The sequence below is a fragment of the Paenibacillus glycanilyticus NBRC 16618 genome (assembly GCF_004000805.1).
GTDB classification, from domain to species: Bacteria; Bacillota; Bacilli; order Paenibacillales; family Paenibacillaceae; genus Pristimantibacillus; species Pristimantibacillus glycanilyticus.
On record NZ_BILY01000058.1, the window covers coordinates 1 to 22,253 of the forward strand.

The 22,253-nt window shown below is 52.7% G+C and carries 19 protein-coding genes; 3 read left to right on the forward strand and 16 right to left on the reverse strand.

The window, feature by feature from the left end; translation table 11 throughout:
• Nucleotides 1–280 precede the first annotated feature (280 nt).
• The 15 genes from PGL01S_RS28755 to PGL01S_RS28820 all read right to left on the reverse strand — a co-directional run bounded on the left by PGL01S_RS28755 (nucleotide 281) and on the right by PGL01S_RS28820 (nucleotide 17,243).
• Nucleotides 281–958, reverse strand: a complete 678-nt coding sequence (locus tag PGL01S_RS28755) for an SOS response-associated peptidase (protein WP_127498839.1) — start codon at nucleotides 956–958, stop codon at nucleotides 281–283.
• Nucleotides 959–1,136: 178 nt separating this feature from the next.
• Complete coding sequence (locus PGL01S_RS28760) at nucleotides 1,137–1,985, reverse strand: helix-turn-helix transcriptional regulator (protein WP_127498841.1); 849 nt, start codon at nucleotides 1,983–1,985, stop codon at nucleotides 1,137–1,139.
• 163 nt (nucleotides 1,986–2,148) lie between these two features.
• Nucleotides 2,149–2,931: a hypothetical protein gene (locus tag PGL01S_RS28765; RefSeq protein ID WP_127498843.1), complete on the reverse strand. Its 783-nt coding sequence runs from the start codon at nucleotides 2,929–2,931 to the stop codon at nucleotides 2,149–2,151.
• Nucleotides 2,932–2,961: 30 nt separating this feature from the next.
• The gene (locus tag PGL01S_RS28770; protein WP_127498845.1) at nucleotides 2,962–3,411 is read right to left on the reverse strand and encodes a flavodoxin; all 450 of its coding nucleotides are present in this window, start codon (nucleotides 3,409–3,411) and stop codon (nucleotides 2,962–2,964) included.
• Between the two features lie 63 nt (nucleotides 3,412–3,474).
• The gene (locus PGL01S_RS28775; RefSeq protein ID WP_127498847.1) at nucleotides 3,475–4,326 is read right to left on the reverse strand and encodes a hypothetical protein; all 852 of its coding nucleotides are present in this window, start codon (nucleotides 4,324–4,326) and stop codon (nucleotides 3,475–3,477) included.
• 42 nt (nucleotides 4,327–4,368) lie between these two features.
• A complete protein-coding gene (locus tag PGL01S_RS31005; RefSeq protein ID WP_164775621.1) occupies nucleotides 4,369–4,518 on the reverse strand; it encodes a hypothetical protein in 150 nt (49 codons plus the stop codon).
• Between the two features lie 671 nt (nucleotides 4,519–5,189).
• Nucleotides 5,190–6,581 carry a glycoside hydrolase family 30 protein gene (locus PGL01S_RS28780; protein WP_127498849.1) on the reverse strand — a complete coding sequence of 464 codons (1,392 nt, stop codon included), beginning with the start codon at nucleotides 6,579–6,581 and terminating at the stop codon, nucleotides 5,190–5,192.
• 32 nt (nucleotides 6,582–6,613) lie between these two features.
• A complete protein-coding gene (locus PGL01S_RS28785) occupies nucleotides 6,614–8,074 on the reverse strand; it encodes a glycoside hydrolase family 30 protein (RefSeq protein WP_127498852.1) in 1,461 nt (486 codons plus the stop codon).
• Nucleotides 8,061–10,043 carry a glycoside hydrolase family 2 TIM barrel-domain containing protein gene (locus tag PGL01S_RS28790; RefSeq protein WP_127498855.1) on the reverse strand — a complete coding sequence of 661 codons (1,983 nt, stop codon included), beginning with the start codon at nucleotides 10,041–10,043 and terminating at the stop codon, nucleotides 8,061–8,063. The genes PGL01S_RS28785 and PGL01S_RS28790 overlap by 14 nt, the downstream gene beginning before the upstream one ends.
• 115 nt (nucleotides 10,044–10,158) lie before the next feature.
• Complete coding sequence (locus PGL01S_RS28795) at nucleotides 10,159–11,757, reverse strand: extracellular solute-binding protein (RefSeq protein ID WP_127498857.1); 1,599 nt, start codon at nucleotides 11,755–11,757, stop codon at nucleotides 10,159–10,161.
• A 60-nt stretch (nucleotides 11,758–11,817) separates the two neighbouring features.
• Nucleotides 11,818–12,705 carry a carbohydrate ABC transporter permease gene (locus PGL01S_RS28800; RefSeq protein WP_127498859.1) on the reverse strand — a complete coding sequence of 296 codons (888 nt, stop codon included), beginning with the start codon at nucleotides 12,703–12,705 and terminating at the stop codon, nucleotides 11,818–11,820.
• A gap of 13 nt (nucleotides 12,706–12,718) precedes the next feature.
• Nucleotides 12,719–13,630 (reverse strand): ABC transporter permease, encoded by a 912-nt coding sequence (locus PGL01S_RS28805; RefSeq protein ID WP_012772474.1) that lies wholly within the window; start codon nucleotides 13,628–13,630, stop codon nucleotides 12,719–12,721.
• A gap of 82 nt (nucleotides 13,631–13,712) precedes the next feature.
• Nucleotides 13,713–14,753, reverse strand: coding sequence for a LacI family DNA-binding transcriptional regulator (locus PGL01S_RS28810; protein ID WP_127498861.1), 1,041 nt, complete (start codon nucleotides 14,751–14,753; stop codon nucleotides 13,713–13,715).
• Nucleotides 14,754–15,559: 806 nt separating this feature from the next.
• Nucleotides 15,560–16,567, reverse strand: a complete 1,008-nt coding sequence (locus PGL01S_RS28815; protein WP_127498863.1) for a LacI family DNA-binding transcriptional regulator — start codon at nucleotides 16,565–16,567, stop codon at nucleotides 15,560–15,562.
• Nucleotides 16,568–16,697: 130 nt separating this feature from the next.
• Nucleotides 16,698–17,243 (reverse strand): hypothetical protein, encoded by a 546-nt coding sequence (locus PGL01S_RS28820; RefSeq protein WP_127498866.1) that lies wholly within the window; start codon nucleotides 17,241–17,243, stop codon nucleotides 16,698–16,700.
• A 101-nt stretch (nucleotides 17,244–17,344) separates the two neighbouring features.
• Here PGL01S_RS28820 and ilvA point away from each other — a divergent pair, with 101 nt between their 5' ends.
• Nucleotides 17,345–18,613, forward strand: a complete 1,269-nt coding sequence (ilvA, locus tag PGL01S_RS28825) for a threonine ammonia-lyase IlvA (protein WP_127498868.1) — start codon at nucleotides 17,345–17,347, stop codon at nucleotides 18,611–18,613.
• A gap of 51 nt (nucleotides 18,614–18,664) precedes the next feature.
• Here ilvA and PGL01S_RS28830 read toward each other — a convergent pair whose 3' ends face one another.
• The gene (locus PGL01S_RS28830; protein ID WP_127498870.1) at nucleotides 18,665–19,645 is read right to left on the reverse strand and encodes an aldo/keto reductase; all 981 of its coding nucleotides are present in this window, start codon (nucleotides 19,643–19,645) and stop codon (nucleotides 18,665–18,667) included.
• A gap of 177 nt (nucleotides 19,646–19,822) precedes the next feature.
• Between PGL01S_RS28830 and PGL01S_RS28835 the strand changes: the two genes are divergently transcribed.
• Together PGL01S_RS28835 and PGL01S_RS28840 are read left to right on the forward strand one after the other, a co-directional pair.
• Nucleotides 19,823–21,019 carry a diglucosyl diacylglycerol synthase gene (locus PGL01S_RS28835; protein WP_164775622.1) on the forward strand — a complete coding sequence of 399 codons (1,197 nt, stop codon included), beginning with the start codon at nucleotides 19,823–19,825 and terminating at the stop codon, nucleotides 21,017–21,019.
• Between the two features lie 38 nt (nucleotides 21,020–21,057).
• Nucleotides 21,058–22,227 (forward strand): MFS transporter, encoded by a 1,170-nt coding sequence (locus tag PGL01S_RS28840; protein ID WP_164775624.1) that lies wholly within the window; start codon nucleotides 21,058–21,060, stop codon nucleotides 22,225–22,227.
• The last annotated feature ends 26 nt before the right edge of the window (nucleotides 22,228–22,253 follow it).

Here is a 22,253-nt window from a genome sequence, read left to right on the forward strand (position 1 = left end):
TCCGGGGTTCCGGGGTTCCGGGGTTCCGGGGTTCCGGGGTTCCGGGGTTCCGGGGTTCCGGGGTTCTAGGCTCCCGGAGCTTACCTGGCTCCCAGGCACCCGAACTTTTCGGGGCTCCCGAACTTTTCGGGGCTCCCGCCCCCTCGACCTGCTTTTTCTGACCGGGCTGCGCTTGCTAGCCCAGTCTACCCGCCCTTACCCAGTCGCCCGGCGAGCACCGCCGGCCGCCCAAAAAAAGACTAACCCCGCAAGCAGAGCTTGCGGGGTTAGTCCCTTTCAATCATTTCAAAGCAAAATCCGGGCGGATCTCCCGGACGCAGTCCGGAGATTCGTAAGCTTCGTCGTTCACCGCGTTGGTGACCGGATAAGCTCTCATGCGGTAGCTGTCCATCGGCTCCAGATGCTTGCGCAGCGAGCGGAAGTCCGAGATGCGGGGATTCAGCCAATCCTCCATCCCCTCTTCGTCCATAATGACCGGCACGTTAGGCTGCCATTGCGACATCGTCCCGGTGGCGGGAGCGGTTATCATCGTAAAAGCGCGCACCTCTTGCCCGCTGTAATTCCGCCATACGTCGAAGAAGCCGGCAATCCCGAACACTCTGCGGTTCGGCACCACGATATGCATCGCCCGCGAATCCTTCTCCTTCTGTCCCTTCTGCCAGCCGAAAAATCCGCTGCAAGGCACAACGCAGCGCTGCTTGCGCAGCATCCGCTCGAGAAAAGGCTTGTTCGACAGCATCGAGCTGTCCGCGTTAACGGAATCTTTTGCCCAGAACGGGAACAGTCCCCATCTGGCGTCATGCATCGTCCGGAGTCCCCAGCGATCGTTCATCACGATGGACACCGTCTGCGTCGGCGCTACATTAAACCGGTTCGTGTAGCAGTTAATCAACTGCTCCACCTTAAAAGCCTCAATCATATCTCCAACATCCGCGGTAATGGAATAACGTTCAATCATGTGCAATAACCCCCAGCGCTTTTTAACCACAATAGACATAATGTCAGTTGAAAAACTGGCATTCGATTTGGCGATAAAACCTACCCATAAACGAGGTCGCTCATCTTCGAGAAGCCTCTATAGAGGTTTTCTCACCAAGTATTCTCAAAAGCGCAGGATGATTATGCGTTCCTTTCCATTAATTCGTGAATCGTTTGCGGAATTTAAGCGGCGGCATGCCGGTCTGCGCGGCAAAAAGCCTGGAAAAATGCGGCGTCTGACGGAATCCCGTCTCCTCCGCCACTCTCGCGATCGGCCAGTCCGTCTTGATCAGCAGCAGCTTCGCCTGGTCGAGACGGTAATACAGCAAATATTGCTGCGGCGTGCAGCCGAACACCTCGGTCATGCAGCGGGTAATGTAGTTCGTATGCAGCTGAAGCGCTTCGCTCAGCATCGTATTCGTAATGACGCTGCGGTAATTCATTTTCAAATAAGCGGCAGCGCGTTCCGCAACCGATACCCCGGCCTTCGCCGCATCCGAGCGCCAGCCCTCGTCAAGCATCTGCAGCAAATGGAGAAAACGCTGCTGGCGTTCCCAGAAGGCGCCATGCGAGGAGCTTTGCGCCGCTTCATGCAGCTGGGAGAACAGAAGCTTCGCTTCGTCCGGGAACGATAAATGCATTTTTTTCGGCAGGCGAATGGCATACGTGTAATAATCCCCGCGCAGCGAGCCTTGGCTTGCCTCCGTTTCCTCCCAAGCTCCAACCGTCTGGAAATGCACCCAGTCAAAAACGGTCTCCTCTTGGCAAGGCTTAAAAGAGTGATGCCAACGATCCGGCCGCAAAATAAGCACATCCCCGGCTTGAAGGGTCCAACGGTTGCCCTCCTCCGCGATATAGAGCGCCCCCTGCTGAACGAACAGCAGATCGAATACGCCCAGATTCGTCCGGTTCGGATGCTCTTCCCCCGCTTGATAGGTTCTCCGATTCGATTCTATGAAAAACGGCAGCGGCGGCGACCGAAAGGTCAGCAGCAATTCCTCCGACACAATAAACCTCTCCTTGTTGTCTCAATGGTGTGTATGTATGCAAAAACTTCATAAAAGCTATTGCCATGTTACCGAAATCATAGGCATTTGTCTACAAACTTCGACAGATCCCGTCTATGAAAAAAAAGCCCTATTCTTCTAATAGAAGAATAGGGCTTTCCGGTTACATCATAATAGCTTCGGCCGATTCCTCAACCGGGCTCAGGCATTCTCCGAGAAACGGGCAGCGGCGGCATTCCGCGGACCCTTTCGAGTTGCGCAGCCGCCCTGCCGCAGAAGATGCTTCCGGCATAAAGCTTACCGCCAGCTTCATATAATCCAGCGACTTTTCAAGCGACTTCTTATCGGGATACACGATAAGCCGATTGCCGCTTAAGACCGACAGCACTTCAATCCGATACGGCAGCCGCCCGAAGGCGCTTGAGCAAAAAACCGCCGTCAGATGCTGGAACAAAGCGATGATCTCTTCTTCCTCGTCAACGAGGTATTTGCGCACGATGTAATCGGATGGATGACCGTTATCGCTTTTAAGCACCGCCTGAAAAATTTGCATCAGCTCCACCCGGAGCTCCGGCACAAAAACCCGATGCTGCTCGAACAGAATGATCGGAGTAGTGGATTGTTCGCTTGCTAATAAGGAATGCAGGCCGTCAATTAATCGCTGCCTGATCAACCAATAATGCTCCGGAGACTCGAATTTCGCTAACTTGTTGGTCCACCAACGATCGAGCGTGTCAGGGATAGAGAAATGAGACCGTTCTCCCTCGGGCGTCATAAAAAAAGCGTTCACCACTTGGCTGACGGCCACCTGGGCAAGCTGCACCCAATTGACCTCCGCCTTAGCCGATGGAGCAGCTCCCTGCCGCTTGGCATACCGGTACGGACATCTCAGGAGCTCCTCCAGCTTATAATCCTCAATTACCGTCCCCTTTGCCGCAGCTTCCACAGCCGGCCACCTCCCCGGAACTTCATCGCTCTATTTAACGGCAGGCACTGATCCGGCAATCAGCCAGCCTGCCGCCTTGCACTCGATCATCTGATCCTTGGACGGATCGAATTCAACCTTCAGGCCAGGCAGCACCAGCTCCGCGCCAATCTCCCTCAGCTTCGCTTCAATCGTATCCACCGCCCCGCAGAAGATCGGGTACGAAGAATCCCCGGAGCCAAATACAACGGCCTTGCGTCCGCTTAAATCTAGATTGCTTAACGCTTCGTAAAAATCTATGAATTCATCGGGCAGCTCACCGTCTCCCCAAGTATAGGCGCCAATCGCAATGCCCTCATACTGGTCCAGCTCGGAAGCATCCGCATCATATGCATCCCTTACGACAACCTCCGCGCCTGCTTCCCTTGCGCCGGCGGCAATGGCTTCCGCCATCTCCTCCGTATTTCCCGTCAAACTTGCATACGCCACAATGACCTTCATGAAGACCTCCTGAATAATGTGCGAAAAATGCAGCTGCTCTCCTTAGAAGGAACATCAGCCCGCTTAGATATCTAAATATTGAATGCCTTGAAATAAGGTCGCCATGTACAATCTGCCATCCCGCAGCTCTACGTCCGTTACCGGAAAGCCAAGCTTTACGGACAAAAGCGCGAACCGGTTCTGAATCATGCTGAGCCGGAACAGACCATGATCCGTGCACAAGTAGGTATCAATGCCAATCGATACAACGGAGAAAATAAACTTGCCGCTGAAGCGGACCCGATCGAACAGGCCCCTTTTATCCCCGACCAGCAGCTCTCCCTTCTCGCTTGCTCCAATCAGATGCCCCCGGAATACCGAAAGGCTTGTGACTGCCCGGTTCAGCTCGAACTCGGCCCATTCGTCCATAAACCGGTCATACAGCGCAATTCCGCTCTCATGGCCAACAACGAGATATTGGGGAAGGTTCATGAAGTCGAATACCTTTTTGCCCGGGCAGGCAAACTTTTGCCATTCGCCTCGCACTTCCGACCACAGCCCGTATTCGGTCGCCGCATAGCCGGTTCCGCCCAGGATGCGGTATTGGGAGCATGGGACAGCAAGTCCCGTGTCCACCCACTCCTCGTCCTCGTACAGGAATAACCCTTCGCTCGTGCAAGCATGCAAAATACCGCTCTGCAGCTGAAGCCGGTTCACGCTTGCCTGAGGCGGCAGCCCCGCCGCCAGCTTCGTCCACTCTCCGGACTCGTCAATCTCGTATACGCCGTAACCGACCGACGCGGCTATGATCGAATCTTGGCTAACCCGCACCGACGAAAAAGGGAACAGCATCCAGTTCCACGGCTTGCCTTCGTGACTGATCTGATCCGCCGTATCCCCCGGCTGACCATTCTGATTAAACCGACTTTCCTTCACATTTTTCAGCTCCAATGCTATGTAAGGCCTGCCCGCGCAGGCTTACTTGTTGTGTTCTTTCCGTTCATCTGCCTTATGAATGATGATGGACTCGACCTGCCACGGCTTTGATTCCCGTTCTTCGCTTTCCGTCTGACGGACTGGATGTATTTGCTTTCTCTTCTTCAAGACCATTTCGTACAATAAACCCAACGTTAGAACCTCCCTTTGCGCGAAGCCCGGACCTTTGCCCGGTGGTGCGTATGCAACTACTGCCCATCCTATTAATGATAATGATTATCAGTTTCGTTACATACATGATAACCATTCTCAATAGCACTGTCAACCGTACCTAAGTCCTTAATCCTTCGCCTTCTTCTAAAGCTTTGGATTGCATGGTCAGCGGCGTGAAATTCGACACCAGTAGCAGCCATGCCATACCGACATGACTGCTCTCGCTCGCAAATGTTGTGCGTAATGTTACAAGGTATGCCTGCTCCCGCCAAAATATTAGTCTTGCTGACAAATTTTCCGTTCAACTTGTCAGACCGGCTTGTCACTACCTTGCACATTATGCAGTATATTGCACTCCTTTAAGCCGATTCTGCGTTCTACGTTGCACGAAATGCAGTAAATATCCCTTTTTGGCATCGGAATGAGCCTATCTAAGCGAAATATCCTGCAGATCGTGCAGCATAAACGGACAAACAGGCGTTTAGGGCCGATTATGCTGTAAAACGTGCAACGCAGCCCGCCTCCCCCATCACATAAAAACGCCCGCCGGTTGCAGCCGGCGGGCGTCGAACGCTCTGGCACAAGTACCCCGAAAATAAGATAAGAAAAAAGGCTGTCTCCATGAATGGGAGACAGCCTCTTCTATATTCCTACCAGCGGTACGTGCCGACGGTTCCGGCGGGAAGCGTCGCAACGAACTGCTTGCCGTCGCAAAGCACGCGGAACGGCTGTTCCACTTCCGTCTGATTGATAACGACCATAACAAGCTTGCCGTCCGGATTGCGGAACGCCACATTGGTTACCGTCTCCGGCGACCCGCAAGTGCTGCCGATCCGGTAAGCGCCGCGCTCGACAAAGCGGGAATATTGCGCAAGCAGGTTAAACTCCGGCGTACGCCAGAACCGGCTTGGCTCATGCGCATCCTGCACAAGCATCGTTGGGCCGGGCTGCCCCAGCCATTGATGCGTGCCGATCTTGCTGTCGAGCATCGTTACCCAAGCGTTATAGCTGCACGCATAGTTGCGGAAATATTGCGCCATCCGGTCTGCGCCGGCCGTTCCCCACAGGGAACGCTCCGTCAGATAAATCGGCTTCTCTGGATAAGCCGCATGAATCTCGCTCATCGCTTCCGGCGAACCGTCATAGTCATGGAGCGCGATGCCGTCAACCGCCGCATAGCCTTCCGAATCATTCAGTATAGGCGTGACATAACCCATCGCATCCGCAAAGTTATGATCAAAGATCCATAGCTCCGTTGCCAGACCATGCTCCTCGAACTCGCGCTTCAGGGCAATCGCCAGCTCGCGCTGACGTTCAGGCGACATGTAGCAGCTTGGATAGTCGGTTTCGAGCAGCGGCTCGTTTTGCAGCGTCATCGCGCAGACCGGAATGCCATGCTCCCCGTATGCCTGAATAGCCAGGCGGTAATATCTCGCCAGCGCTTCCGTGTACTCGGCGCCTTCCTTCAGGCTTCCCCGCTTCAGATCGCCGTTAGTCTTCATCCAGGCCGGCGGGCTCCAAGGCGAAGCGAAAATTTTTGCATCCGGCACGGCCTTTAGCAGTCTCTGTACCGTTTCGAAGATCGACAGATCGATATCCTTCTGCACGCTGAAATGCTTCAGCTCGAAATCGGTCTCTCCCTCGGGAAGATCGTTATACGTATAGAACGGCTGCGCGGTGAAATCCGAGGTCCCGATTGTAATCCGGAACAGATTAAAGCCCAGACCCTGCTCCTTGTCCGCCAGCTGCTGAATAAAGCTCGCCTGCGAAGCAGCTTCCATCTTCAATAGATTGTTGATCGTTGTCTCTTCCACCGAAGTCCCGATACCCAGCATCTGTTGGTACGTATGTGCAGGCGTAACTAGAATCGTCGTTTGATCCGAGACGGAAGGAGCGGTTAATGCCAGCTTCGGCTGGCCGCTTAACGCATAGGCCGGGTTCGTTGGCCCTTCAAACCAGCGGGTGTTCCCCGGGGTCAATTCCGAGCTGAGCCACGCTTCAACTTCTTTTGTCGATACTGCCGTTTTGAGTATTGCAGACACTTGCGTCTCCTCCTCTATCCCACTTTGTATTGTTATTTGCTATTAGCCGTTCCCGGCCATACAAACGTAGCTACCGCGCCTGCCGGCATCGTGTAAGCAAACGATTTGCCGCCGAGCTTAACTTTCAATTCTTTGTCTTCGCTTGCCGCATTGAGCGCAACCAGTACGATGCTGCCGTCCGGATTTTTGAAGGCGACCTGCTCGATCTCCCCGCTTACCGACTCGCCGGATTCAATCCGGTATGCACCGGATTTCACGAATTTACTCGCATGGCCGAACGAATAGTATTCCGAATTAAACGTCACATCGCCGGAGCCCTGATTAATCGTTACGATGCCCATGCAATCCTTGCAGCCGCCGATTGTTGGCCCATAATTCTCGTCGAGCGCAAGATTCCATTTCAAGACTACCTTCGACCAGTTGCGGGTTGCGCCGATGATCAGGTTCTCCATATCCCATTTCAGGTTGCCGCCGAAGTCCGTTGACCAAGCCCCGCCGCTGCTTTCGGTGAAATAGAGATTTTTGTCCGGATGCGCGTCATGCACCTGCGCCTGATTGCCAACCTCGCCGGCATAGCCGTGGAAAGCTGTTCCGTCTACGTATTTCGAGGCATCCGGATCGTTCAGAATGGTCAGCGGATAATACGGCTCATCCCAGTTATGATCCCAAACGACGATCTTGGACTTGATGTTGTTCTTCTCAAAAGCAGGACCAACAAAGTTCTTGATCAGTTCGGCCTGCTCGACCGGCTCCATCCGCATGCCCGGATAATCCTCCGGCGTATAATGCGGCTCGTTCTGAAGCGTGATCGCGTCAAAAGGTAAGCCTTCCGCTTCGTAGCCCTGAATCATTTTGACAAAATAATTCGCAAACGGCTCATAAGCATCCGGCTTCAGGCTGCCCCCGATCACGGAATCGGTTGTCTTCATCCAGCCCGGAGCGCTCCACGGGCTACCCATCAGCTTCAGATCCGGGTTGATCTTAAGCGCCTGTTGAAGCGTCGGAATGATGTACTCCTTATCGTGATCGATCGAGAAATTATTCAGCTCCGGATCGCTTTGACCGGAAGGCATATCGTCGAAGGTATAGTTCTTCACGGCGAAATCCGATGCCCCAAGCGGCACGCGCATATAGCTGATGCCAATTCCCTTCTCATGGTCGAACAGCTTGTTCATCAGCTCTTCCCGCTGCGAATCGTTCAGCTTATTGGCAATCAGCCAAGCCGAGGAATCCGTCAAGGAAGCGCCAAAGCCATCCATTTGCTGATAGACCTTGCTGTCATCGATCATAATGACATTCTCTTCGGAATCCTTGGCCTTCGTCAGCTTCAAGCTTTCCTCCTGCTGCAGCAGCTTGCTCTTGTCGGGAGTCGTCAGCCACACCTGAACCTGCCCGCCAGCAGAGCTTGAGCTGCCCGAATGGCCACCGCTGCAGGCCGTGACCAGCAAGGCTACCAGCAAGACGGGAAGCATAACGGTGCTAAACCTTCTCATTCGCCGCTCCCTCCAGCTTTTGGCCCATGCCGCCTTTATGACGGGTAATTGCGCCGTAATCGCGGCGGATGAGCGGTGCAACCGGCTTCTCCGTGCCGCGGTCCATATGGATAATGCCAAACGTATCGATCCAGTTGTTGTGGTTCACGTACCAGTCGTACATAATCCAGAAGTCGATGCCGGCTACATAGCCGTCCGGATTGTCCTCTCCCTCCGCATTCAAGGTCCCCTTCTCCATCAAGGCGCGAAGCGTTTCTTCATAAGTAAGGACCTGCTCGCCTTCCATGCCGCCGGAGGACCAATGGCCGAACTCGGTATTAAGAATGGGTTTATCCGGGAAGATGCGGTTTGCTTCCTCCAGGAACTGCCGCGTCCCTTCGTAATACGTCCCGCCATGGAATATGCCAAAGTACATCGTCCAGGCGGCTACATCCAGCGGTGCCATCGACGGATCATGCGGACCCGGCTGGTCGGCGGCAGAGCTTTGCGTCAGAAGCCGGCCATCGTTGTAATTCTCTCTTAAGTCACGGACAAGACGTTCGTTGTAAGCGAGGCGAAGCCATACGTCCTTGGATTCGTTTTGCGTACTCCACATAAGCACGGACGGACGGTTATACTGCGAGAACACCATCTCGCGCCACATTTGATCGGCAAGACGCTTCTCATCCTGCGCCTCGTAATGCTCGGTCTCGAACTGCCAGAGCGGAATCTCGCTCATCGCCATAAAGCCCATCCGGTCAAGCAGCAGATACGTGTACACATGGTTCGGATAATGTCCGGTTCTAACCATATTCACGTTCAGAGCGCGGATCTGCTCGAGATCCGTGCGAATCCGGTCCCAAGCCGCCGTGCGTCCGGTATCCGGCCATTCCTCGTGACGGGCAATGCCGGCCATAAAGACGGATTGCTCATTGAGCAGAATTCGGGTTTTATCCGTCCGAACCGTCCGAATGCCGAATTGCGTGCTGAACGAGTCCTGCGCCAGAGTCGCGGATCCTGCCGCTGTCAGCCTGAAGGTTGCGACATACAAATACGGCTGCCAGACCGACCACAGCTTAGGATCCCGTACAGTCACTTCGAATTGCACAACCTTCACTTCATCCGGCTGCAAGGCGAGTTCCGTGCGCATCGGTTTATCCGTAACGGCAGGCACGCCAATAAGCGAGGAAGCCAGCGGGGATTGCAGGAAGTTAGGCGCTTCCGGGTCTGCCTCCAGCAGACTGCCTTCCAGCCCTACTTGAACCGCATCATTGCCACGGTTATGCAGCACAACCTTCACGTCCAGCCTGCCGCTCACATCCATCGGAACGATATCCGCCCGGACGATCGCGGCCTGTGGAGTGATTTCAATATAGAGATCATGAATAATGCCCGTATAATTGAAGAAATCCGTTCCCGTTACGGCCGGAATCGTATCCTTCCGGCTTCCCCATGGCGGGTTATCGACTCGGATGCGGATCTCATTGTCTCCCGTGCGCAAATAGGCCGTTAGATCAAAGGCAAACGGAGTAAATCCGCCCTCATGGCAGCCCACCCATTCCCCGTTGATCCAAATATCCGCTACATAGCTGATGCCAAGCGATTTGAGCGTGTAAGCATAACCTTCATTTTTGCTTGCAATCGTGAATGCCCTGCGGTACCAGACACCGTCCTCATACGTTTCCGCCGCATTCGCTTCAGGCAAGCCGGTCAGCTTGTTCTCCGGCGAAGGAACCGTATGCGGCTGCCACAGCTCGGACGTTGTACCGCGCACGTAATCCCCTTCCCGGCTCTCCAGCTCCTTCAGCCAGCTCTCGCTGCGGTCCGCCATCGAGAAATCGTGATCCATCGACAGGCGGCGCTTCTGCCACTCGCCGTTCAGCGTGATCTTGCCTCTTGTCTGAGGCTCGAAGGAAGGTACCGGAATACCGTTCTGAAACGGAACATTTACACCGTTTACTTTTTCCAGCGTTAAGGTTGTCTTCAGCATGATGTCTCTCCTGTCTCTCTTTAATGAAGTGAAATAAAAAAGGAGGATGAGGACGAATGCGTACGCCGATCCCTTACGCACAGGTCACACATCCCCCTTGGTCATGCAAAACCTATTATTTTATTCCTTGCGCGTCAAACGATTTATTCGCTTGCTCTTGCACGTATTTCAGTACATCGTTCACGCCGGCTGCTTCCAGCTGCTTGCGGTAAGTCGCGAGCGCCTTATCCACGTCTGGAACAAGACCCATCATCAGAGGCATGCCGTATTGCTGAATAACCGAGTTAACGGCTGCTTGCTGCGATTTCACAGGAGCATAGTCCATGATAACTTGCGCGAAGATGTTTGGTTTGCTTTGCGATTTGAACTCTTCAAGCAGAGCGTCGAAGCCTTCCCAGCCGCCGGCTTGCTTCACGCGTTCCATCGATTCCACGCGGTAGCCCCAGCTTGCGATACCATAGCCTTTGAAGTCTTTTGCATCTACGCCTGCAGGAGGCGTAACGATATGCTTGCCGTCTGCATCCATCGAGTAGTCCGTGCCTTCAAGACCGTAGCTCATGAGATCATAGTACTTCGGATCGCTGCGCAGCTTGTCGAGAACCATCAGGGAACGCTCTGCGTTAGGCGCGCTCTTTGGAATAGCCATTGCATTGTTAACCGACAGCGTAGGTACAGTCAGGTTGTGGAAACGGCTGAACGGGAAGTAGCCAAGCTTGATATCCGGATTGGATTTTTCCATACCCGTGATGAAGCCGCCTGCGCCTGGAGCATTACGCCAGTACACAGCACCTTGACCGGTTTTGATTGCGTCGCCGGCTTCTTTTTGATCAGACAGAGTATCGGATTTCCAGAAGCCCTTCTCCGACCAAGTCTTCATCTTCTTCACCCATTGCTCAAACTCCGGAGTGAACGGATAAGCTACGATGTCGCGCGGAGTGTCGTACGATTTCGCTACGATTACGCCGCTGTCGCCGCCGATTTGCTGGTAGCCTTCGAATGCTTTGAACATCGTGAATACTTCGTTGTAAGCTTTGCCGTTAATCGGCGTGATACCTTTGGCTTTCTTCACGCCTTCCAGGTAAGCCTCGATGGAGTCAACGTCCTTGATCTCTGGAAGACCAAGCTCTTGTCTCCAGTCGTCACGGTACACAAGGCCGTCCGGCGTGTATTCCGGATAAGTGGCGGGAACCGCGTAGATTTTGTCGTTAACGGTAGCTTCTTTCCAGTCCTGCTCCGATACGCTGCTCCAAGTTGTAGGAGCGTATGTTGGCAAGAGGTCGTTCAGAGGCATAAAGGCGCCTTGGTTTGCGAATTTATAAAAGTCCGCCCATGAGGAGGCGAAGATCATATCCACTTTCTCGCCGGAAGCAAGCAGCAGGTTATATTTGGTCTGCCAGTCCGTCCACGTCGTGAAGTTCAGCTTAACGGTCGTATTCAAGTCTTTCTCAAGCATTTTGTTCCATTCCGCAACAACCTTCTCCTGATCCGGAGCCGGATCGCCGAGCAGGTACCAAGTCAATTGAACCTTTTTCGAAGTGTCCGGAGTTTTTGCATCCGTGCCTGTGTTCGAGCTTGCTTCCGTACCCGGATTCGCGCTTGCATTCGAAGATTTGTTCGAATTGTTATTGTTGTCGGAACCGCAGGCTGCAAGCATACTTGCCATAATAGCCGTCGAAACGAGCACAGTGCCCATTGTTTTTATCTTTCTTTTCATGCTTGATGACTCCTCCTTTTATTTAGTGAACCTATATGTTAGCCGGCCTTGAGGCCGGTTCTAACCTTTCACGGCGCCGATCGTCAGCCCTTTGACGAAGAAGCGCTGAACGAACGGGTACAAGAATACGATAGGACCGGTCGCGATAACGGCTGCGGCCATCTTGAGCGTCTCGGCCGGAGGCTGGAACGTAGGAGACAGGTTGCCTGCCACGTTTGTCTTCAGGACGGCTGCGCTTGCGAGAATCTTGTACAGCAGGAACTGCAGCGGATAATGGGATTCGCTTGTAATGAACAGATTCGCCATGAACCAGTCGTTCCAGTAACCAAGCGCCATAAACAAGCCGATGGTTGCAAGACCGGGACCGGAAAGCGGCAGGATCAGTCTCAGATAAATCGTAAACTCGCCCGCGCCGTCAATCTTGGCCGATTCAACGATGGAATCCGGAATCGACTTCATGAAGTTTTTCATGAGGATGATGTTCCATGCGCTCAGGAGCGACGGCACGATAAGCGCCATATAGGTATCTTTCAAATCAAGGTGCTTCGTAATGAGGATGTACCAAGGAATCAGGCCGCCGCTGAACAGCGTCGTGAAGTAGATGAAGAACGACAGCTGATCGCGGTACTTGAAATCTTTGCGGGACAGAACGAAGCCCGCCATGGAAGTCAGGAACAAGCCAACTGCCGTACCCACAACCGTAATAAAGATCGTTACTTTGTAGCCGTCAAAAATTTGCTTCGGATTACTGAAAGCGGCTTTGTAAGCATCCAGGGAGAAGGTCTCCGGAATAAGGCTGAAGCCTTTCGATATAATCTGGATCTCCGGCGTAAACGAGCCGGAGACGATAAGCAGGAATGGCAGCAGGCACAGCACGGTCAGGATGGTGATCAACACGTAACCAATGATGTTAAAAACGATTGTTGCTCTTTCCATTTTAATTTTCATGTCGATTCCCTCCTTAGAACAGTGCGTAGTCCTTCTGCACTTTCCGAATGATATAGTTAACCAAGATAATTAACACGAAGCCAAAGAGCGATTGATAAAGACCGGCTGCCGTACCCATACCGATATCGAAGTTAACCGCAAGCGAGCGGTATACGTACGTATCGATAATGTCCGTCGAGTTGTAAAGCATGCCGTTGTTGCCGATGATCTGGTAGAACAGATCGAACTGGCCTTTCAGAATGCCGCCGAGGCTGAGCAGGATCAGCAGGATAAACGTTGGCACAAGCAGCGGAAGCGTAATATGCCTAACCCGCTTGAAGATGTTTGCTCCGTCGATCTTGGCTGCTTCGTGGTACTCATCGCTGACGCTCATAATCGCCGCCAGATAGATAACCGTACCGTAGCCAAGCCCTTTCCATACATGGAAGAAGACAATGATGTATTTCCAAGGCGCCGTATGCAGGTAGAAGTCGTAAGGCTGCAAACCAAGCGACGTCAGCATCGTGTTCACAACGCCCGCATTCGAGAAAAGGTTAAATACGAAAGCGCCTACAAGGACGAACGAAACGAAGAACGGCAGGAACATGATGGACTGCGTCGATTTCTTGAACCATTTGCCCGGCAGCTCGCTTAGGAAAATCGCGCAAGCCAGCTGCAGGACGTTGCTGATAATAATGAAGGCGATGTTGTAGAGCACCGTATTTTTCGTCAGATTCCACAATACCCCCGAGTTGAACAGGAATTCGAAGTTCTTGAATCCGATGAACTCTCCCCCGAACAACCCGCCGTCAAAGCTGAACCGGGTGAACGCGTAGTAGACCCCCACCATCGGAACGTAGGCAAAGACAATAAAGAATAACAAGGCAGGCGCAATCATGAGGAACAAAATTCGATTCCGTACGAGCTCCTGGAAAAAACCTTTCATACCGGCATTCCTCCGTGACTTCAAAATAAGCTGAATGAATTAAAAATGTAATCGATTTCTTTCCTCTGCAAAAAAAGAGGCCTTACTGCGATGCTTGGCTGCTCTTCACGGGATTTCTGTCGAACATGGATGATTCCCGGATCAGCAGCTTGGACTCGACCTTGAAGGTCCGTTTGTCCTTGAATTCATTGTTGTTCATCTGGTCAATCAGCTTCTCCGTAAGCAGCGCCCCCATCGTGTATTTGGGCTGATCAACCGTGCTGAGACGAGGCACAATGTACTTCGTAAGCCTGATATTATCGACGCCTACAATCGCTAGCTGCTGCGGCACCTGTATGGATAATTGCTTGCAGGCTTTGTACACGCCTAAGGCCATCTCGTCGTTAGCGGTAAAAATCGCGGTAAAGTCATCGTTCTTCTCGCGCAGCCTCATAAAGCTGAGGTAACCGCCGTCTTCATTGAAATCTCCGTTATCGATGAGATCCGGCACGAAGGGCATCCCTGCGTCTCGAAGCGCTTTCATGTAACCCTCAAGACGTTCGTAGCTGTCGATGGCATCCGCGTATCCGCTCAGGAACGCGATCTTCTCATGCCCCTGCCCGATTAGATGATTCACAACGTCCCTGGCGATCTTCACGTTATCGGTGAAGGCGCAAGGAATTTGTTCGTGGTCGATATTTCTCCCGATTACGCCTACACTGTAGCCATCCTCCACCAGAGCGATAAGCTCCTTGTTGGTCATTTCGGGGGTAACGAAGATCATGCCGTCAACGGTTCTGTTCTGCAGCAGGGAAACATATTCGAGCTCCTTCTGCTTCTTGTTCTGCGCATCGCAGATAATGACGTTGTAATCGAGAGAGTTTGCCATATTCTCGATGCCTTTAATGATCTCCGCGAAATAAGAAACTTCGATGTCCGCGACAACAACGCCAATCTTCATTGTTTTCCTGGACCGCAGGTTCTTGGCCATGGCATTTGGCGTGTAATTCATCTCCTGGATGGCCTCGAGCACCCGCTTCTTCGTTTTCTCGCTTACTAGCTCGCTTCGATTCAACACTCTTGAAACCGTGGCTACGGACACTTTTGCGCGATTCGCTACGTCAATGATCTTACTCTCGTTCATTGCATCACTTTCTTTTTGCCTGACTTTTATACACCGATATTAGCACGTGCTGAAATCGATTTCAATAACATTTTTCAAAGTTTATCCGGTTTTTTTTCGAAAACCCACATAAACCGCGTAGTTATGGGCTTTCTCTTGTTTTCGTGGATGATGACGTAAATCAAATCTTTGTGAAATCGATAACAAAGTAGAGAGGAAATCCGCTCGTTTTCTGAAAATAAGCCTAAGTTTCGCTGGTTTTTGCGTTTCGATTACATTTCGCAACGCATTCTAGCGCATGTCACTCCTGATACAGCACGCAGTACGTGGAAATGCATGCGCCCAGCATAATTAGCCTGCTCGGCAGCATTTGATGCGCCATTTAACCAAGTAACTAGAGTTAGTTGAAGTGCCGCCGCACGCTTACGTTGCATGAAATGCACCATATTGGTGGAATTACAGCAGGTAGCTCGATATATCCTGCACGGAATGCAGGATATCAGATAAAAGCAGCTCCAACGAGCCCATTTAGGCGCATTATCCTGCATTCTGAGCAGCATATTTCGCCCATGCTGCCCGAAATGAGCATATACACTGCACTTTGGGCAGCATATAGTTCGGTCCAGCAGCCTGCTGGCACGTACGCGTACGAACCAAGTAACTAGAGTTAGTTAATGTGCTCCACCATTAACGAGGCGTCTGCGTCCCCGCAAGGTTACAGCTCTGACCAGACAACAAAAAAAGCTGCCAAATGGCAGCTTCCACGTTCAAGAACGATGGCTGGTCAGCCGGCCAAAGTTCTCCTACCATCTATTCGGTTCCCTTTATCAGCGCTTAAAGCTGGATGATTCCCTTTTGATCAGCTTGGACTCTATCACGTACTTTTTCTGAGCGTTTTGCTCGTTTCCGTTCATCTGGGCGATCAGCTTCTCGGTGAGATGGGCGCCCATCTCGTATTTTGGCTGCTCCACCGTGCTGAGGGACGGCAGCAAATATTCCGTAATCCGGTTATTGTCGACGCCAACGACCGCCATGTCCTCCGGAATGCGGATTCCTCTCTCCCGGCAGGCCCGGTACACCCCAAGCGCCATTTCGTCATTCGCGCAATAGACCGCCGTAAACGATTGATTACGCTCAAGCAGACGGCTGAACGCCTGATAACCCCCGGTCTCCTCGAAGTCGCCATTGTCTATCAAGGTAGGCAGGAACGGAATCTTCCCTTCCTTAAGAGCCTTCATGTAGCCTTCCATCCGCTCATAGTTCTCAAGGGAATCGGAATAACCGCCGATGTAGGCAATTTGCTGGTGACCCTGCTCAACCAGATGCCGCACCGCCTCATTCGAGAACTTTACGTTATCCGTCTTGCAACTGAGTATATTCTCGTGTACGACTGCCCGTCCAACGACGCCTATGACATAACCCTTCTGCACGTAATCGTTGATGGTATCGTCGCTGACGCGCGGCGTAACGAGAATCATGCCGTCCACTGTCTTGTCCGGCAAGAGTCCCAAGTACTCCATTTCCTTCTCGATCTGGTTATCCGAGTCGCAAATGAGCACTTTATATTTATGCGCATACGCCTTGTTCTCAATTCCTTTTATAATCTCGGAGAAATAAGAGACGTTAATATCCGGAACGATAATGCCTAGCGTCATCGTCCGCTGGGAACGCAGATGCTTGGCTGCCGCATTCGGATGGTAATCCATCTCCTCGATTGCTTTGAGAACCTTTATTTTCGTTTTCTCCGATACTAGACTGCTCTCGTTCAGCACACGCGATACCGTAGCGGCGGATACGCCTGCCCGCTTCGCAACATCCACTATTTTTTTGTCCACGATATGATCCCTTACCGTAACGTTTTTTCTAATTATATGGGTAAATTCTAGCAAGTTCAATATGGCCGCACCCTATTGATAGCCCTTTGGAGCAAAAAGAAAACCTCTGTCATACGGACAGAGGCTAGGCTTACAGCTGAAGCCGCAGCTTGATCACAATTTGATCCTGCTGGAACTCCATATTGCCTATCGCAATCAGGCTGGGAAGCTCAATCGGGACAACGATCCGGTCAAGCCGGCCCTTCCCCAGATCATAATTCTTCACGGTCAAAGACAAGGGCTCGAAAGTCAGATTCGGCGCCTGCCAGCTCATCTTGTAAGTAGCAAGCATGCCTACCGGCAAAAAATCGCGATAAGTCATATTCAGATGAGCAATCAGCCTGTCGCCGTTCACCTCAAAACGCGCACCGTCCAAGGTCATATCCGGAGGAAGCGACGCGGGGCTGCTTTGCAGCTGGCTTTTGATCAGATTGTTCACATCCGATTCCGACAGAACGATCTCCGGCTTCAGATTCGCAACCATCTCAACCGCTTTATCCTTTATGGAGACCGGATCATAAGATAAATCGAGCTTTTCGTCGGGAGCAACATAGGATTTGAGCCACAATCCCCCGCCTGCGGCAATGGCAGCAAGCAGCACCACGATAACGATCAGCCATTTCAGCCAGCGGAACATTTTGTCTACCTCCTTTTCGCCTACATAACAACAAAGATAATGCTATAATGAATCATCAGTGTTTGTCGAATCGCGACTATTAACGAGGTGACTTTTATATTATGGAATTCCAATCATCCTATTCCTCCAAGATCGGACTTGAAGATATCGTTCATGCGCAAATGCATCTGAAGGATGTCATTACCCGTACGCCCCTGCAATATAACCGCGTTCTCTCCGAGCGCTATGGCTGTAACGTATACCTGAAGCGCGAGGATCTTCAGATCGTCCGTTCGTTCAAAATCCGCGGCGCTTACCATCTCATGCGCTCCCTGCCGCCGGAGCGTCTTGCCGTTGGCGTTGTCTGCGCAAGCGCAGGCAATCATGCCCAAGGGGTGGCATACTCCTGTCAGGCGCTTGGCGTACAAGGCAAAATCTATATGCCAAGCACGACGCCTCGTCAAAAGGTGAATCAAGTCAATTTCTTCGGCGGCGACTTTGTCGAAGTGATCTTGACCGGCGATACGTTCGACGATGCGTATGCCGAAGCGGTAGCCGAATGCGAACGCGCCGGCATGGCTTTCATCCATCCGTTTGATGATCCAAAGATCATCGCGGGCAACGGAACCGTTGGTCAAGAGCTCATGGAAGCAGCCGAGACGGTGCCGGACTATGTGCTAGCATCGGTTGGTGGAGGCGGCCTGGTAGCCGGCATTGCTTCTTACGTGAAAACAGTTTCCCCTCATACGAAGGTGATCGGCGTGGAGCCGGAAGGCGCACCGTCGCTTCGCGTCTCCTTGGATGCCGGAGAAGTGACGCCGCTTGAGCATATCGACAAATTCGTGGACGGTGCCGCCGTCAAACGGATCGGCGATCTGACCTTCTCGATCTGCCGTGAGCTTCTCGATGACGTACGAACCATTCCGGAGGGCAAGATCTGTACCACCCTTCTTGATCTGTACAACGAGAACGCGATTGTTGCGGAGCCTGCGGGCGCTTTGCCGATTGCCGCACTCGACATGCTGCGCGATGAAATCGCGGGCAAAACGGTCGTTTGCGTCATCAGCGGCGGCAACAACGACGTCGACCGGATGCAGGAAATCAAAGAGCGCTCGCTCATCTATGAAGGACTGAAGCATTATTTCATGCTTAGCTTTCCACAGCGAGCAGGAGCGCTCCGAGAATTTCTCGATGATGTCCTTGGACCAAATGACGACATTACCCGATTCGAATATACGAAGAAGCATAATAAAGACAATGGGCCGGCCCTTGTCGGCATTGAGCTCAAGCAGCGCGAGGACTACGCGGCGCTTATCGGGCGGATGCAGAAGAAAGGCTTCCAGTTCGTCGAACTGAACAAAGACCCTGTCCTCTTTAATCTTTTGATCTAATCAATAATAGGCTTTATACGGCGCGCCGACGGCTTACCGCTTGTGGAACTTTTACCAAGCGTAGGCTTTCGGCGCGTCTCCGCCTGGACCCGGGAAAATCTCGTCGATCCGCTTCAGCGTCGACTCGTCAAGCGTCAGCTCAACCGCGCGCAGCGAACGCTCGAATTGCTCCAGCGTACGCACCCCGATAATCGGTGCCGTAACGGCAGGGTTCGCGAGCAGCCATGCCAGCGATACCAGATCCTCCGGCGCTCCCAGCTCATCGCATAACGCCCCGTAAGCGTCCAACTGCGGCTTCACCTGCGCGAAGCGCTCGTTTCTCTCGCCGCTTCTGCGGCCGGCTCCACCGTGGCGATGGCTGCCGGACAGCAGACCTCCGTCCAGCGGGCTCCACGGAATAACGCCAAGACCAAGCGCCTTCGAAGCCGGAAGCACTTCCAGCTCGGGCAGACGGCAAAGCAAATTGTATTTATGCTGTTCGGAGACCAGACCAAGAGCCCCTCTCGCCTTGGCTTCCCCTTGCGCCACCGCAATATCCCAGCCTGCAAAGTTGCTCGATCCTACATAGCCGATTTTGCCTTGGTGAACAGCCGTTTCGAAAGCTCCCCACAGCTCGTTCCAGTTCACGTTGCGGTCAACGTGATGCATCTGGTACAGCTCGATATGATCCGTTTGGAGACGGCGCAGCGAACCTTCCAGATGGCGGCGAATTTTATAGGCGGAAAGACCTGCTTCGCGGTTCGGACCGTCATAAGGATCATGCATGTCGCCGTATACTTTAGTAGCGAGCACTGTTTTCTCGCGGCGTCCTCCGCCTTGCGCGAACCAGCGTCCCATAATTTCTTCCGTGCGGCCGGAGTTCTCGCCCCAACCGTAAATATTCGCGGTATCAAAAAAATTAATGCCTGCGTCAAGCGCCGCATCCATAATGCGGAAGGCTTCCTTCTCGTCCGTATCAACGCCAAAATTCATCGTTCCCAAGCAAAGCCGGCTCACACGAAGGCCGGATTGGCCCAGATAAGTGTACTTCATCTCCCGATTCACTCCCACTTTGTGAGTTTTCCCTGCTGCGCGTGCGGCAACACAAGGAAAATCTCAGATTAAATTTTGGATACATGTCCCATTATACAAAATTAACATGAAGGAACCAACATGATCACAATGCGTTGACATTGTTCCGCTATACTTGCGGCAGGAGGTGTGCATCAATTGGTTCGTGCTAATAACGGCTATCAGCCTAAGGTGCTGATTTTGTATGCTTCGTATGGGGAAGGCCATTTGCAGGCCGCCAAAGCGATCCGCGACGCGCTGGAAGAGGCGGGCAATAACCGCACCGTCATGGTCGATCTGATGGCCGAGTCTCACCCTTGGCTGAACGAGATGACAAGACGGGTGTATTTGAAAAGCTATACGCATATCCCTCATTTGTACGGCTGGGTCTATGATGTAACGCGGCCCATGAAGCATAACTCCCTGTTCGGCGGCTTCCTTCACTCCTTCGGCCGCGACAAGATTAAGAAGCTGCTGCAAAAAGAACAACCCGACGCGGTGATACATACCTTTCCTTTCTTCGCGCTGCCTGCCCTTCACCGCCGCCGGCTCAGCAAGACGATCCATCCTGGAGCTACTATCCCTACCTACACGGTAATTACCGACTTTGATTTGCACCGCCGCTGGGTACATCCCGGGATCGGCCGTTATTTTGTCGCTACCGACGATCTGAAGCAGGAGCTGGGCTCACTTGGCATTCATCCCGGACGCGTATCCGTTACCGGCATACCGCTTGGGCGTGGCTTTCAGAGCAGCCTTACTCCTTCCTTTGAGCTATTCGAAAAATACGGACTCCACCCCGAGAAGCCCGTCATTCTTCTTATGCCTGGCGCTCAAGGCGTCATGCCGGACTGCGATGAGCTGTGCCGCCTTCTCCTTGAACAACATCCACTCGCGCAGATTGCGCTTGTCTGCGGGCGTAACAGCCTGCTTAGAACTTCAATAGCCGACCAATTCAGCTCTCATCCTTCAGCGGACCGCCTTCATTTGTTCGGCTTTGTGGATCAGGTTCATGAGCTGATGTCTCTTGCGACCTGTCTCGTGTCCAAACCGGGCGGCGTTACGCTTGCCGAAGCGATATGGGCCGGGCTTCCGCTCTTCCTCTACAGGCCTGTTCCCGGACAAGAAAAAAAGAATGCCCGTTATCTGCAATCCAAAGGAGCTGCCACCATCAGCTATGACCCCGAAAGACTGGTGACAACGATTATAGAGCTGATCCGTAACCCCGATCGGCTGGAGCGCAGCAGAATCGCTGTATTGCGTCTCCGGACGGAGGATGCCGCAGCAGGCAGCATTGCCCATCATATTTTGCAGGAATGCGGTTGGAATGCAAAATTTGGTCAACGCTATAGTTAAGGGTGAAATCGTAAAGGGGCCTAACCACTGTGAAAAATATGGGGATGAGGTTCGGAGCGGAGATGCGGCTCATCTCCGTGATTTTGTTTCTGGTGGAGTTCGTACGGGGCGCGGTGCTGATCAGCCTGCTCCCCATTTACGGAACGAGGGTTCTGGGTTTATCTCTGGATGTCATCGGCATCGCGATTACCGCGCATTATTTGACCGACACGCTGCTTAAAATGGTTATCGGCTATCTACTCGACCGATTCTCGATCCGGTTTGTCGTGCGGACAGGCCTGCTGATCTCGCTCGCCGGCGTGTTTCTGATTCAGTTCGCCAATGTAGCCTGGCTGTTCATACTGGCCGCTGCTCTGTACGGCATCGGAATGTCTCCCATCTGGATCGTCTGCCTGACAAAGGTCTCCGACGATAACAGGGCCAGCCAAATGGGCTTTCTGTACACTGTCTGGCTTACCGGGCTAGGCGCCGGCCCTATCGTATGCAATATTTTGCTCGACTATTATGTTAACGGCACGTACTTCCTGCTGCTTATTCTTTCGATCTTTGCGGCGTTTCTTGCTTTCTTCATGAACGGCGCAAAAGCCGGCGGGCAGCAGATTCAAGCCATTCCGTTAAAACGGCAACTTGTTGCCTTAACGGAACGTATAAAAGCTATGCGAATGCTCCTGCCGGGCATGATTCTGCAGACGGCAGGCGCCAGCATGCTTGTTCCCGTCCTTCCAAGCTTCGCGGAACGCGAGCTTGGCCTCGCAGGCGCGCAATATTCGCTTCTGCTTACGGCAGGGGGCGTATGCGCGGCAGCCGGTCTTATTCCGATGGGACGGCTGTCGGACAAGCTTGGCGGCAAAAAGTGGTTTCTTATTTTCGGCTTTGCGATTTTCGCTGCCGGGCTCTATATGTTGGCATGGCGGCTTCCGTTTTGGTATTGTTTAGTTATTGTCGTAATTCTTGGTTTGTCTTATGCAGCTATTCTTCCGGCCTGGAATGCTTTGCTTGCGGCTTACGTGCCTCCCAAACAGGAAGGCTTGGGCTGGGGACTGCTGTCCACCGTTGAAGGTCTCGGCGGCATGATTGGCCCTCTGGCTGGAGGAGTTCTCGCTGCAAGCTTTGGCTCTCGCACGGTTATTTGGGTAAGCGCCGTGCTGTTTGGACTCATTGCCCTGCTGTATGTGTTGATTCCGGCAACTAAAATGAACGGCAAATGAGGAAGAACGAACTATTTTCCCGGTTG